The organism is Lysobacter concretionis Ko07 = DSM 16239 (genome assembly GCF_000768345.1).
Lineage (GTDB): Bacteria > Pseudomonadota > Gammaproteobacteria > Xanthomonadales > Xanthomonadaceae > Novilysobacter > Novilysobacter concretionis.
This window is the reverse complement of sequence record NZ_AVPS01000005.1, coordinates 373,389-386,139: the sequence shown is the minus strand read 5'-3', so window position 1 is coordinate 386,139 and position 12,751 is coordinate 373,389. Positions and strand designations below refer to the sequence as shown.

Genomic DNA, 12,751 nt, shown 5'->3' with positions numbered 1-12,751 from the left:
GTGGTGGCGGCTTGCGCCGATCCGATGGCCGTGAAAAGAAGCAGGCCGGAAAGCGCCGCGACCAGAGCGCGTATGGGGGGTGCGATCGGCATGGGCTTGGCGATATCTGGCGAACCCTTCCGGGCTCAGCGTGTCGATTCCGATGTGGCTTCCAATGCCTTGTCGGAACCGGCTGTTGCTGATTCTGCCCGGCCAACGGGTGTGGGCGTCAGCAAGGGAGACATCCGGACAGCTGCGCCGACCACGCGCATGTGGGGCGGAACATCCCGGGTCACCACCGTGTTCGCGCCGATCACCACGCCGTCTCCTATGCGGATATTGCCGATGACCTTGGCGCCAGCGCCGATATAGATGTCATTGCCCAATTGCGGCCAATGGTCCGACTTGCCTGCGCCCTTGTAACCGATGGTCACCCCCTGGGTGACGCTCAGGTTCCGCCCGGCATCGCAGTGCAGGAAAATGCCGCTGAAATGGCCGATATAGAGGCCGGGGCCGATATCGGCATTGAGTGAAATGTCGATGCCCAGGATCAGTTCCAGCGGCATCTTCAGCACCACGTAGAGAGCCTTGAACGGCAGCGCCAGCCATCCTGGCTTCAGCGATCGGGCCCAGCGACCGTAGCGGTACAGGCATACCGCGATGAAGCCGTAGGTGAAGCAGGCTCTGACCCACGCTCCGCGCGCGCCGCCGGGCAACTCGGCGCGGTGATAGCGGCGCAGGTCCTGGCGCAGGGTCTCGAACAATGCAGGCTCCTGAAAACCGTGGGGTCGGAGGCAGAGAAGGATCATCCTCCGGTACTGTGTAACACGGACTGCAGCCACCGCAGCGGCCACCCCAAGCCAGGCGATTCCCGGTGATCCGATGTCCTATCTGCTCTATTCGCCGCTGACCTGGGTGTTGTTGCTGGGGGCGGTGCTGCCGTTGCAGTGGTCCCGGTTGGGGACCGGGGCACGCGTAATGGCAGTCATCGCGCTGGTGTCGGCCCTGGCACTGCTGACCCCGTTCGGGGGCAATGCGCTGGTGCGTCAGGTCGAGTCCGGGATTCCTGCCGGCATGCGCTGTGCCGATGTTGCTGGGGACTGGTCGGGAGCCACGCCGATCGTGCTGCTGTCGGCCGGGTTCGAGACCGATCCGGCGACCGACGACCCCTACGTGGCCCTTGCGCCGGACAGCTGGCGACGCCTGCGCGCGGCGGTACTGCTGTGGCAGAAGAGCCCAGACAGCGAATTCTTCATTTCCGGTGGCGGTCCGTTCGCGATGAAGGAAAGCACGGTCCTGGTGGCGCTGGCCCGCGACTGGGGCGTTCCAGCAAAGGTGCTGCATGCCGAGCGGCATTCCACTACGACCTGGGAAAGCGCGTTCGCGCTTCGTGACCTTGTCGGTTCCCATCGCATCCGTGTGGTGAGTTCGGCACTGCATCTGCCGCGGGCGCTGATCGCGTTTCGCGCCGCGGATTTCCAGCCTTGCGCGCAACCGAGCGACAGCGACTACCAGCCGCCCGGAAGCCTTGGCTACTACCTGCCGCAACGCTCCGGGTTGAGGAAGTCCGAAATGGCGATCTACGAGATCCTGGGTACCGGGATGTACCGTTACCGCGCGTACCGCCTGAAGCGCACCGGGGGACAGGAATCCGGGCCAGCGATCCAGGGAATTCGCCATTGATCGTCACTCCCGCCTTCGCGGGGATGACGTGACGGCAATGGCTCAGGCCTTCCCCGGCGTCATGCACCGACGATATGCCGCCAGGTGGGGCGCTTGCCATCGATGACCTCGATGTCGCCCAGGCGTGAGTAGGTATGGCAGCCGGTCAATCCCGGCGCCCAGTCGGGCATCAGTCGCCTGAGCGGGCGCTCGTGGTAGCGCGTGGGGGACAGTTTCAGCACTTCATTGAAGACCAGTGCCTGGCCGTAGCCGCGGGCGCAGTCCTGGGAAGGGCGTATGAGCCTGCCGCCATGCCGGAACAGGCGTCCGGCCGGTCGTGCGCGGCGTACGTCGGAGACGATCGGGTTGCAGGGATGCGGCTGGAATGGCCCCAGCGGGGTGGCGGCATGGAACAGGAACAGCTCGTCGTGGGTGCCCCCGCCGGCTTCGCAGACGTTGGCGAACAGGTACCAGCGCCCCGCGTGCTCGTGCAGGGTGGCATCGACGGCGCGGTGACCCTGCAGCAGGTCGCCGACGTGCTCCCAGTGGTCGGGGAACGAGCGTGCGCGAAACAGGCTGACCCGCCGGGCCGCACCGGATTCGGGAACCATGTAGGTCTCGTTGTTCCAGCGGAACACGAACGGATAGGACAGGTGCACGGGCAGATCCAGCATGGTGTGCGCCGGCCCGGCCGGACCATCGCTGCCCCACGGAATCGCGGCCAGATGCCCTTTGCCACGGGCGTAGTCGAAGTCCTCCACCAGCAGCCAGGGCTGGCCGTCGTGCTCATGCAGCATCGGGTCGGCGTAAAAGTGGCCGCGCGGGCAGGCCAGCTCGCGCAGCCCGGTCATGCGCGGCGCGGTCGGATCGAGCCGATCGCCGCCTTGTCGCCAGGCGACAAACCAGTGAGGGGTGCGCAGGCGATCCTCCAGCCGTATCCGCGTCTTGCGCAGCGCGGTCCGGCCCAGGAACCGGGCCATCTGCAGGTTGCCCGGAGCGCGGTACAGCGGCTTGCCGCAGGGTTCCGCCGCGGTGACCTGGACCGTACCGTGCTCGGCCAGACGTCGCAGGCAACGCAATACGAACGAGGAGGCTTTCCAGTACGCGGGGTTGCGGTTCTGCGCCAGCGAGTGCGAGTGGGTCGCGGCGTGTGAGCGGTACAGGATTTCGCCGGCATCCAGTTCCTCGCCCAGTTTCTGCAACACGGTTCCGGTGACCGGATTGTTCTCGTGGATCTCCCAGAACATGGCCGGGCCGCCGCGGTATTCGGCGCTGTCATCGTGGTGGTAGGACCAGATGCCGTAGCGCGCGAGGGTGAGGATCTCGCCGCGCAGGATGTTGAATCCGAAGCGCAGCAGCAGGTCGGGCTTGCTGGCGCTTACGCGTTTCAGGTCAGCGGACCGGAAGCGGTGGACGTGGCCACGCCGCTTGGGAACGACGTCCAGCCACTGCGCGCGATCCAGCAGGGGGCGCAGGTCGCGTGGCGCGAATGCCGATTCCGCATCGTCCACCCGGGCGCTGTCGCGGCGGGTATAGCGGTCGTAAAGCAGGTGGCGGAGCCGGGTGCGGATCCGGGTCGACAATAGCGGGCGTGGTGGCGAAGGCTCGGCGTTCAGGATCACCACGGTGACCGTGGCGAAGCGGCTGGCCTGGATCTGGGTCACGATCCGCGCGACCCAGGCGGGTACGGTCGCCGAGTCGAGCAACAGGCCGATGCGCAAGGGGGCGGTGGCGAGCTGGACCGGTGGATACAGCTCGACCTGGCCGGGACGCGGTGCGGCACTGGTGCGTGCGATGGGTGCCGAGACGGCCTGCAGGTTCATGCCAGGGCTCCCACGCGTGCCAGCATGCCGGCTCGGAGCAGGTCATCGTAGAGCTCGAGCAGGTCTTTGCCGATGGCGTCCCAACCGTAACGGTCTTCGGCGCACGCGCGCGCGGCCGTGCCGAGCCGGGCAGCACGCAAGGGCGCATCGAACAGGGACAGGACGGCGTCGGCGAATGCCTGCGGGTCGTCCGCAAACAGCACTTCGTCGCCATGCTGCAAGGCGATGCCTTCGCTGCCGATCGTGGTCGTGACGATGGCCTTTCCCAGTGCCATCGCCTCCAGCACCTTGAGCCGGGTGCCGCTCCCTGCGCGCAGCGGCACGACGTATACCGCCGCATCCTGCACAACGGGACGCAGGTCGGGAACGAAGCCGGCGAGGCGGACACTGGCTGCCACGCGCTCGGGAACATGGAGGCCGTCGGACTTGCCGACCAGCACGAACTCGGTCGCCGGACGCACGGCGAGGATGCGCGGGAATATCTCGTCGAGGAACCACTCCACCCCGTCCCGGTTGGGAAACCACCCCATCTGGCCGACGAATACAAGCCGGTTGCGGTCACCGGCCTGCGTCGATGGCCGGTTCGCCGCCAGGTCCACGCCGTTGGGCACCACATGAAACGGGACGCCCGGTGCCAGTGCGCGCAGTGACACCGCGTCGGCTTCCGAGCACGCCAGCACCGCATCGGCGCGTTGGCAGGCGGCCTGTTCAAAGCGGCGCAACCGCGGCTGTTGCCGGGTCAGGAAGGCCCGCGCCAAGGCGCCCGGTTCGATCAGTGCGCGCTTGGCCAGCAACTGGTGCTCGACGTTGTGCGCGTTCATCACCAGGGGGATGCTGGCCGGGACGCAATCGGCATGGGCCATCAGCGGCAGCATGTCGAAATGGACCAGGTCGGCATGGCGCGACAGCTGTCGCAACGCTCGGCGAAACGCTGTCGAGTCGTACTTCGCGGCCAGGAACGGTGCACGGGTCAGGGTTCCGCGGGCCAGGGCGTGCCCCAGCGCCACGCTGGAGCGCTCGCTGGGGATGGGGAAGGTCTCCAGGCGATGAAGAATCTCGCGCAGCGGACCGGCCTCGGTGATCGCGTCGTCGTTGCGCTGGAAGCTCATCAGCGTGACGTCGTGGCGCGATGCCAGCGCCTTGAGCAGGTGCCAGGAGCGCAGTTGATGGCCCTCCCTGGGCGGGTAGGGCAACCGGCTGGTGAGGGCGAGCACGCGGGACATCAGTGTTTTTTCCACAGTTGCGACGGCTGCCACGCCAGCGATACCGGCAGGGCGAGCAGGGCGGCGAGGTTCAGCATGAGGAAGGTGCCGGCGGTGGGCAGCAGCGGGATGCGCGCGGCCAACCGCGGCAATCGCAGGCCGGCGATGGCCCACGCGTAGGCAAGCAGTTGGGCGAGAAACAATCCCCGATACAGCGGCCCCGGTGCCAGTGCGCTGGCCACCAACGCCATCAGCAGGGCCCAGGGCACGAGCAGGCGCAGGAACTTGTGCGAGAACCACGCGAAAAACACCGGATTACGCGATGGGTGGATCAGCACCGGCAGGCGGGCGAGCAACTGCCAGTTGCCGGCGAGGGTGCGCAGCTTGCGCTGGAACTCCTCCCGCGGCTGCCCGCTGGGGCTGTCCCAGGCGATGGCGTCGCGTTCCATCCAGATCCGGTGGCCACCCAGCAGCACCTGCAACGGCAACCACATGTCATCCAGCACCGTGCCCGCCGGCAATGGCCGGAACAACTCGCGCCGCAGGGCATGGATCGAGCCGCTCACTCCGTGCAACCAGCCCAGCCGGGCTTCGTTGGCACGCAGGGATTTTTCCATGCGCCAGTAGAGGCCGACGCTCTCCAGCCGGGGGTCGTGGGCATGCGGCGCGATCATCAGCTCGCCGCTGATGCCACCCACGGCGGGATCGGCAAAAGCGGCCACGAGGTGGCGCAGGGCACCGGGCGCAAAACGCTGGCGGGCGTCGGTGAAGGCGACCAGTCCGGTGTCGACCCCAGTCAGTGCCGCGTTCAGTGCCGCCGCCTTGCCGACGTTGCCTGGCAGGGATCGCACCGTCACGCGCGGATCGCCGATATCGGCGGCCTGCGCAGTGCGGTCGGTGCTGCCGTCGCTGACCACATGGACCCACAGGCGGTCGGCGGGATAGTCCTGGGCCAGGACGTCGCGCACGCGTCCGGCGATGCGGGCTTCCTCGTTGCAGGCGGCGACCACGACGGTGAGGGGCGGTGGCCAATGCGTGTCGTTCCCGGCGTTGCTGTCCGCCGCGATGCATTCCAGGGGCGTGATCTTCGACGGTGCGCTCTCCAGCGTCAGGCCCTGGCGCAGGGGCGTGCTTCCGCGATACCGCGCCAGCAACGCGACCAGCAACGGGTAGCCCGCGTAGGCGTAGGCGACCATGGCGATGCACAGCCAGAAGATCAGCGCGGCGTTCACAGCAGCCTCGCGCGCAGGCGCTGGTAACTGTCGTTTCCCAGCACGCGCTTGGGCACGGCCAGGGCAAGGAAGCGGGCGCGCGCAATGCGCGGCGACAGCCCTTGCCAACCGACCAGCGCGCCGAATTCCGGCAGTGACAGGGATCGGGTCACGGCGAGCCGTTCCCACCAGTTTCCGTTGGCAGCGCGCCGGTTCGGACCCGGCGTCGAACCGAGCAGGTGCCGGTAACCCAGCGCGAGCGCCAGCCACCGTTCGCGCGCACCGCCGCGTCCGCCCGGAAGCGCCAGTGCAACCACGCCCTGCCTGCTGAGCACCTGCAAGCGCCGGCGACTTTCCAGCAGCTCCGCGATGAGGTCGGCCTCGTCCAGGTCCGCCAGGAACGCATGGCTGCGTCCGTGCGAGCCCACGCCCATGCCGGCCGCGGACAACGTGCCGACATCCGCCGGTGCCAGCATCCCCGGTTGGCCGAGGAAGTCCGAGGAGATGAAAAACTCCGCTGTCAGACCGCGCTCGCGCAGCAGCGGCAGGGCGACTGTCAGGTTGGAGATGTCGCCATCGTCGAAGGTGATGACGACCTGGCGGGTGGCATCCCCGGCGTGCTCGCCCAGCCGCACGCTTTGGTAGCCGTGAGCCAGCAGCCAGTCGAGCTGGCGGGCGAAATCGTCCGGTCGCACGCTGTACACCGGGTCGTACCGGCCGGGCGCGTGCGGATCGGCATGAAGGCCGTGGTACATCAGGATCGGGAGCATGGATCAGGCCCTCGCCCGCGTCTTGAGCCAACTCAGCAGTCCGCTGGTATCGCTGAAGAACAGGGCCTTGGAGAGGTGCCCGGACGGCGCGCGATAGCGTGCCTCGTGCACGTTGTAGCGACGCAGCCAGAACGGATCGACGCCGAAGCGGTTGACCCCTTCAAGCGTGGTGACCGCACTGTGGAAGCCGGCGTCGCGCACCAGCCGCGCATCGCGCTCGCCGAAGTCGTCCAGCGTGCCATTGGGGTACGCGAAGTGGCGTGGCGCGACCTTCAGCTCGCGGCTGATGTGGGCGTGGGATGCCTTGATCTCGTCGCGGGCGGTGGCTTCGTCGACACCGCTCAGCAGGACATGGCTGCGGGTGTGTCCGCCGATGGCGACGCCGCGGGCGTCCAGTCGGCGGACGTCGTCCCAGTCGAGCATCTCGCGTTGTTCCGACGGGGTGGGTTGCGGTTGCAACTGTTCGAAAATCAGCGCGATGCGGGCCTCCAGCTGCTCCTGCGAAAGCTGTTTCAGACGCGGCGGCAGCCAGGCGTAGGCGCGCTCCTGGTCGACCGGATCGGCGAGGTCGAAATGGCCCAGGCCCAGGTCCGCCATGTCGAGATGGTCGCGGGTGCGGGCATCGATCGCGTGGGTCAGTTGATAGGCCCAGATGGGCTCCCCGCCGACATGTCCGGTGGCCAGGTAGACCACGGCGGGTACCGATGCCAGATCGCCTTCGGTGAGGCGCAGGTTGTCGCGATAGCCGTCGTCGAAGGTGATGGCGTAGCCGGTCCGGGCGTGTCGCGGATCGGACAGCGCGCGCAGGCCGTCATCCAGGCTGACCAGGGCGTTGCGTTGCCGCAGCCAGTGGATCAGTTGGCGCAGGGTCGGCCGGGTCGTGCTGAGCGGGTAGGGGTCGTGCTCCTCGCGCAGGCGATGCAGCATCAGCACTACCAGTCCGCCGCCCGCGAACTTCCGGTACAGCCGGTCCATGCCGCTGTAATGCGTGCCCACGGCAAAGGCATACGACAGCCAGCGGGTCAGCGATTGCATCGTCATGCGTGGTCCTCGGCAGGCAAATGGCGGGCCTTCACCACCAAGGCAACGTAGGCCCAGAAATAGGCGGCCATCGGGTAGTAGGTGAAGCGGTCGCCAAACAGGTTGCTGCAGACCAGCGCCGTCCACGCGCCGACCAGCCCCAGCGCGAGCGCATAGCGCAGGGTGCCGCTGTGCGAATGGTTCAACTCGCGCAGCGCGGTCCGCAGCACCGCAAGCAACAGGCCCAGCAGCACGGCGCCGCCGATGAGTCCGCCCTCGGTGAGCGTGCGCAGATAGAGGTTGTGGGTGTCCTTGCCGTAGGGATTGATTTCCCGGTGGTGGAAGCTGTGGAAGCCGGTGCCGACGATCGGGTGCTTGATGAAGTTGTCCCAGGCCACCTGCCAGTAGACGAAGCGCAGCTCGGTGCTCTCGTCGCGGTGGTCGGCTTCCACGTCGGTGCTGTCGAAGCGTTCGACCACCGAATACGGCAGGACGCCCGGCAATATCGCCGCGGCCAGAACAAGCGGCAGCAGCAGTTTCCAGCGCCCGCGCCAGACCAGGATCACGGTCACCAGCCCGAGGATCAGGCTGATGTAGGCGGTCCGGGAATAGGCGTAGAGCACGCCCATCACCATGCAGGCCAGGCCGATGCACAGGCCGATCTTCCAGCGCCTGGACAGGCGGGCAGCGATCAGCAGGGCGAACAGCACGACGGCGACGGTGACGCAGAAGGCGGCGAACTCGTTCGCGCCGAGCATCGAGAACGTGCCGCTGATGCGCAGGTCGTCGGAGTAATGCCAGCTGGCGACACTGATGTGCTGGGCCCAGGTGACCCTGGCGATATACGGCAGCGGGAGGATCGTGGCGATCAGCACCCGCCGCACGCCGGTCCAGTCATTGACGCTCATCTGCACCAGGTAGACCACCATCAGCCCGAACAGGTGGTCTTTCAGCACGGCCAGGTGGGCGCTCCCATCGTCGACGAACTGGTAGCCGACAAGCAGTGAAATCACCGCATACGCCGCGTAGGCAAGCACCCAGCGGTTGACGGGCTCGTTGACCGCCAGACGCCCGTGGATCGCCATGGCACCGACCAGCGACAGCGCCGTCATGATGTTGAGGAAATTCAGGCCGCCGCCGAAGTTGGGGATGTAGCCGGTCTGCACGTTCTGCAGCGGCAACAGGAACACGAACAGGTACAGCGGCCAGTTGTTGCGCGTACGTGTCTGCTGGCCGGTGGCGAGCCGGGAAGGAGGGCCGGTGTGGGATGCCGTCTTCGCCGGGTTGGTGGTGGTACGCAACGCGCGGGCCGCGAGCGGGAACCGCTCGTGGGAAGGCGGGTGCGGTGAATCAGGCGCTCTGGCGGACATCGTGGTGTGCCAGCAGTGACTGGTAGACATCCAGGTAGCGTGCGGCCATCGCCTCCGGCGAGTGACTGGCAAACACGTAATCACTGGCGCGCCGGTCGCGCAGACGGGGGGCTTCGGAAACCGTACGCAGAGCATCGCGAAGCGCTGCGGCATCGCCGGCCGGCAACAGATGACCGTGATCGGCATGCGACAGCAGTCGCGGCACATCGCCCACGCGGCTGGCAATCACCGGCAGCCCGTGCGCCATCGCCTCCAGCACCACCAGGGGCATGCCTTCGCTCAGAGAAGGCAGGACCAGGCAGTCGAATGCCGGGTACACGCGCTGCATGTCGCGGCGCTCACCCAGCAGGCGGACGTGCGTGCCGATGCCCAGCTGCTCGATGCGTGCTTCCAGCATCCCGCGCTCCGGGCCGTCGCCGGCGATGAGCAGCTTCGTCCGCCCGTTGTCGGCAATGGATGCGAATCCGTCCAGCAGCATGGACAGGTTTTTTTCCGGTGACATGCGCGCGACCGCACCAAAAACGAAGTCGGTGTCGGTCAGGCCCAGCTCCCGGCGTACAGCCGGGGAGGCGGCGGGGATTCCCGTTGGCAGCGGGATTGCGTTGTCGATCTGGCGGATGCGCTCGACGGCGATGCCGGCGTGGCGCAAGGACTCGGCCTGCCGGTCGGCCACGACCACCAGGGCATCGAAACGGCGCAGCAAGGCGAGTTCCAGCCGGTGATAGAAACGCAGCGACCGCGAAGTCTCCACCTGGCCATGCAAGGTGGCGACCAGTGCCACCGGCCGCGTCCGACTGGCAAGCCAGGCATAGAACGCGCTCTTGTAGTCGTGGGCGTGCAGCACCTGGGCCTGGCTGACAGTGATGGCGGTCGCGAGCGCGCCGAGCGTGCGGTGGTCGAGTCGTCCGCGGCAGGGCAGCAACATCGCGGGCTGGCCCTGCCGGGTGGCGGCATCGTGCAGCGATTGCCGGGTCATGCGGTAGTTGTTGATGCTCAACAGGCGGCTGTGGATACCGTCGTTGGCGAACGTCGGCTGGTTCAGCGCCTGGTTCAATGTCAGAGCCATGCGGTCCGCGCCATACAGGCCGGCGCTGGAGCGGAGCTGCAGGATGCCCAGCCGGCCGGCGTTCACGGCCGTCCCGTCAGGTTCGCGTACAGCCGGTCGTAGGAACGCACCATGGCATCGAGCGAAAATTCGCGCTCGATCCGTTTGCGCGCGTTGGCACCCATCTGCGCGCGGGTGGCAGGTGACTTCGCCAGGACCTGCATGGCATTTGCCAGTGATGGCGGGTCGTAGGGAGGAACCAGCAGCCCACTGACCTGGTCCCTCACCATCTGCAGGTTGCCGCCAACGGCGGTGGCGACCATCGGCAAGCCGCAAGCCATCGATTCCAGGATGGCGTTGGACATGCCCTCCGTGGAGGAGGCCAATACCGAGACGTCGATCGCCGACAGCAGGCGCTCCACATCGGGCCGGTCGCCCAACCGGGTGACCGACCCGGCCAGATCAAGCGCCTGGATCTGGGCACTGATCGCATTGAACAGTGGGCCGTCGCCCAGCAGCAGCAAATGAACCTGCGGAACGCGCTGGCGAAGCATGAAGAACGCCTGGAGCAGGTCCGCGTGGCGTTTCACCTCGGTCAGCCGGGCGACGCAGCCAAACGTAACGGTGTCGGGGGCGAGGCCCAGTGCTTGCCGGCTGGCAAGACGGATGTCGGGTGAGGCGGGCTGGAAACGCTGCGTATCCACGCCATTGGGAATCCACACCATCCGCCGCGGCGCGATGCCTTCGCTGCGCTTGAGGTTGGACAGGATCGGTTGCGAGGGCGCGACCACGCAGTCGAAGCGGTGGTTCAGGAAGCGCGATGCCCAGCGCAGGCGAGCGGTCTTGTTGAAACCCATGTCGCGCCGGTTGGAGATGTGCATCGCGCCCTTGCGACGGGGCAGCAGGGCGTTGAACAGGTCCGACTTCTCGTGCTGGGACTGGATGATGTCGAACTGTTCGCAACGCAGCAGTCGGCGCAGCCGGTGCAATGCACGCAGGCCACGAAAGCTGTAGGCGGCGGCAATCGGCAGGGAGCGCATCTGCACGTGCTGGATTGCACCGGGCAGGCCGACATCCGACCAGGCGCGGGTGGTCTGGGTCAACTGGACGACGGTGATCCGGTAACGCTCAGGCGGCAGGCGCGCGGCCAGGTTGCGCAGGAAGCGCTCGCTGCCGCCGGGCGCCAGGATCGATGTGTCGGTCAGCAGCAGCAGGCGCAATGGATCGCGCCGCGCCTCCGCCGAATCCTTCGGGTCAGCGGAGGTAGGCAATGCTGAGTACGAAGGCATTTTCGTCATAGCTGGCATCCGCGGTGGAGCTGTTGCGTTGGCGGTGTTGCAGGTCGGCGCGCCAACTCCAGTGCCGGGTCAGGCGATTGGCAAAGGAGAGTGCTGCGAAGTAGTTGCGGTCCTTGCGGTCGATCGCGTCGAATCGCCCCACGTCATAGGCCAGCACGAGCGAGAGGGTGCTTTGGGGGCGCAGTTTGTAATCCATCGAAAACAACGTGCCGTAGTTGTGCTGACGCTGCAGGTCGGCCAGTTCCACGCCGGGATCGGGAGCGGGGGCGGCGGGATCTTGTCCCGGGTCGACAGGGGGATTGCCGATGTAGCGCGCGCGTGTGTAATAGGGTTGGACATGCAGTCCCAGGCGCTCGCTGGTGAAGTAGTAGCCCAGGTAGAACTCCTGCCGCCGGAACGAGCTGGCCCCCACCAGCACATCGTTGCTGTTCAGTTCGTTCATGATCGATCCGTCCAGATCGCGTGCCCGGGCGATCATGTCCTGGGCGGCATTGGAGAACTGGTGGCGGGCGACGGCGGTGAACGTGCTGCTTGGTGTCGGCGTCCAGGTCGCCGATGCGCGCGCCATGGGTTGGCTCCGATCGCTGCTGCCGTCGTTCAGTTGCAGATGCGAGTAACCGACGTCGGCGGTGAGCTCCAGCGCCGCCAGCGCCAGTGAATAGCCGATATAGGCATCGTTGCGGGTGTAGTCGAATACCGGGTTGCGGTACTCGGACCGGGTGGATTCCAGGTTCAGCGAAATGGTCTGGTTGGCGCTGGTGTCGCGCAACACGCGGGCGGCGGCATTGTAGTGGTCGCCGTTGAAGTCCTTGCTCGTTTCGGCATGGCTGTTGGCGTAGCGCAGGTCGAGCTGACCGCGGAAGGTGCTGCCCAATCGGGCGTAGAAGCTGGGTCCAGCAATGAAGACATTGACCTGCTGCTGGTTGCCGGGGTTGAAGCTGGTCAGCACGCTGACGGGTTGCCGGTTGAGGTAGTCGCTGACGACAAAGTCCATGCGCTGCGGCACTACGGTCCAGTTGAGTTCCCCGGCCAGTTCGCCGCGCACGTCGCTGTCGAAGGTGTTTGACAGGTAGTCCACGTAGGCGACGCTTCCACGTGCCTTCGCCTGGACCGACGAGCCGCGCTGCTCCAGATCGAAGCGCACGCTTGGCGACAGGACGGTCTCGCTGGTCTCGTCGAACGAGGCCAGGGCGACGTTGTCGGTCTGCAGCACCGAAACGCCCAGCTCGTAGTTGAGGTCCACCGCCGCGGCCATGCCCGGGAGCAGGCCAAGTACGGCGCTGCCAAGCAGGGACCGGCGGATGGCCGATGGCCTGGGGGATGGGTGTCCCGGATGGGGGGCGGCAGCGGAAAGGGTGCGCATGACCGGTT

General features: G+C 66.9%; 11 protein-coding genes. 1 reads left to right on the top strand and 10 read right to left on the bottom strand.

Annotation, left to right across the window (positions count from 1 at the left end; translation table 11 throughout):
* Positions 1-125: 125 nt before the first annotated feature.
* The gene (locus N792_RS14265) at positions 126-743 is read right to left on the bottom strand and encodes a serine O-acetyltransferase (protein ID WP_052103757.1); all 618 of its coding nucleotides are present in this window, start codon (positions 741-743) and stop codon (positions 126-128) included.
* A 118-nt stretch (positions 744-861) separates the two neighbouring features.
* Between N792_RS14265 and N792_RS08210 the strand changes: the two genes are divergently transcribed.
* Positions 862-1,662, top strand: coding sequence for a YdcF family protein (locus tag N792_RS08210; RefSeq protein WP_036193940.1), 801 nt, complete (start codon positions 862-864; stop codon positions 1,660-1,662).
* Between the two features lie 59 nt (positions 1,663-1,721).
* Here N792_RS08210 and N792_RS13465 read toward each other — a convergent pair whose 3' ends face one another.
* The 9 genes from N792_RS13465 to N792_RS08165 are packed head-to-tail and all read right to left on the bottom strand — an operon-like array spanning position 1,722 to position 12,743.
* Entirely contained in the window at positions 1,722-3,464 is a 1,743-nt protein-coding gene (locus N792_RS13465; protein WP_052103754.1) for a glucosamine inositolphosphorylceramide transferase family protein, read from the bottom strand.
* A complete protein-coding gene (locus N792_RS08200; RefSeq protein ID WP_036193939.1) occupies positions 3,461-4,687 on the bottom strand; it encodes a glycosyltransferase family 4 protein in 1,227 nt (408 codons plus the stop codon). Before N792_RS08200 ends, N792_RS13465 begins: the two co-directional genes overlap by 4 nt.
* Positions 4,687-5,898 carry a glycosyltransferase family 2 protein gene (locus tag N792_RS08195; protein WP_052103753.1) on the bottom strand — a complete coding sequence of 404 codons (1,212 nt, stop codon included), beginning with the start codon at positions 5,896-5,898 and terminating at the stop codon, positions 4,687-4,689. Before N792_RS08195 ends, N792_RS08200 begins: the two co-directional genes overlap by 1 nt.
* A complete protein-coding gene (locus N792_RS08190; RefSeq protein WP_052103750.1) occupies positions 5,895-6,647 on the bottom strand; it encodes a polysaccharide deacetylase family protein in 753 nt (250 codons plus the stop codon). The genes N792_RS08195 and N792_RS08190 overlap by 4 nt, the downstream gene beginning before the upstream one ends.
* Positions 6,648-6,650: 3 nt before the next feature.
* Positions 6,651-7,688 (bottom strand): polysaccharide deacetylase family protein, encoded by a 1,038-nt coding sequence (locus tag N792_RS08185; protein WP_036193938.1) that lies wholly within the window; start codon positions 7,686-7,688, stop codon positions 6,651-6,653.
* On the bottom strand, positions 7,685-8,968 hold the full coding sequence (locus tag N792_RS08180; RefSeq protein WP_036193937.1) for an O-antigen ligase family protein: 1,284 nt from the start codon (positions 8,966-8,968) through the stop codon (positions 7,685-7,687). Before N792_RS08180 ends, N792_RS08185 begins: the two co-directional genes overlap by 4 nt.
* A gap of 49 nt (positions 8,969-9,017) precedes the next feature.
* A complete protein-coding gene (locus N792_RS08175) occupies positions 9,018-10,169 on the bottom strand; it encodes a glycosyltransferase family 4 protein (RefSeq protein WP_036193936.1) in 1,152 nt (383 codons plus the stop codon).
* Positions 10,166-11,353 carry a glycosyltransferase gene (locus N792_RS13460; RefSeq protein ID WP_191150515.1) on the bottom strand — a complete coding sequence of 396 codons (1,188 nt, stop codon included), beginning with the start codon at positions 11,351-11,353 and terminating at the stop codon, positions 10,166-10,168. Before N792_RS13460 ends, N792_RS08175 begins: the two co-directional genes overlap by 4 nt.
* Positions 11,337-12,743: an outer membrane beta-barrel protein gene (locus tag N792_RS08165; protein WP_191150516.1), complete on the bottom strand. Its 1,407-nt coding sequence runs from the start codon at positions 12,741-12,743 to the stop codon at positions 11,337-11,339. Before N792_RS08165 ends, N792_RS13460 begins: the two co-directional genes overlap by 17 nt.
* Between the last annotated feature and the right edge of the window lie 8 nt (positions 12,744-12,751).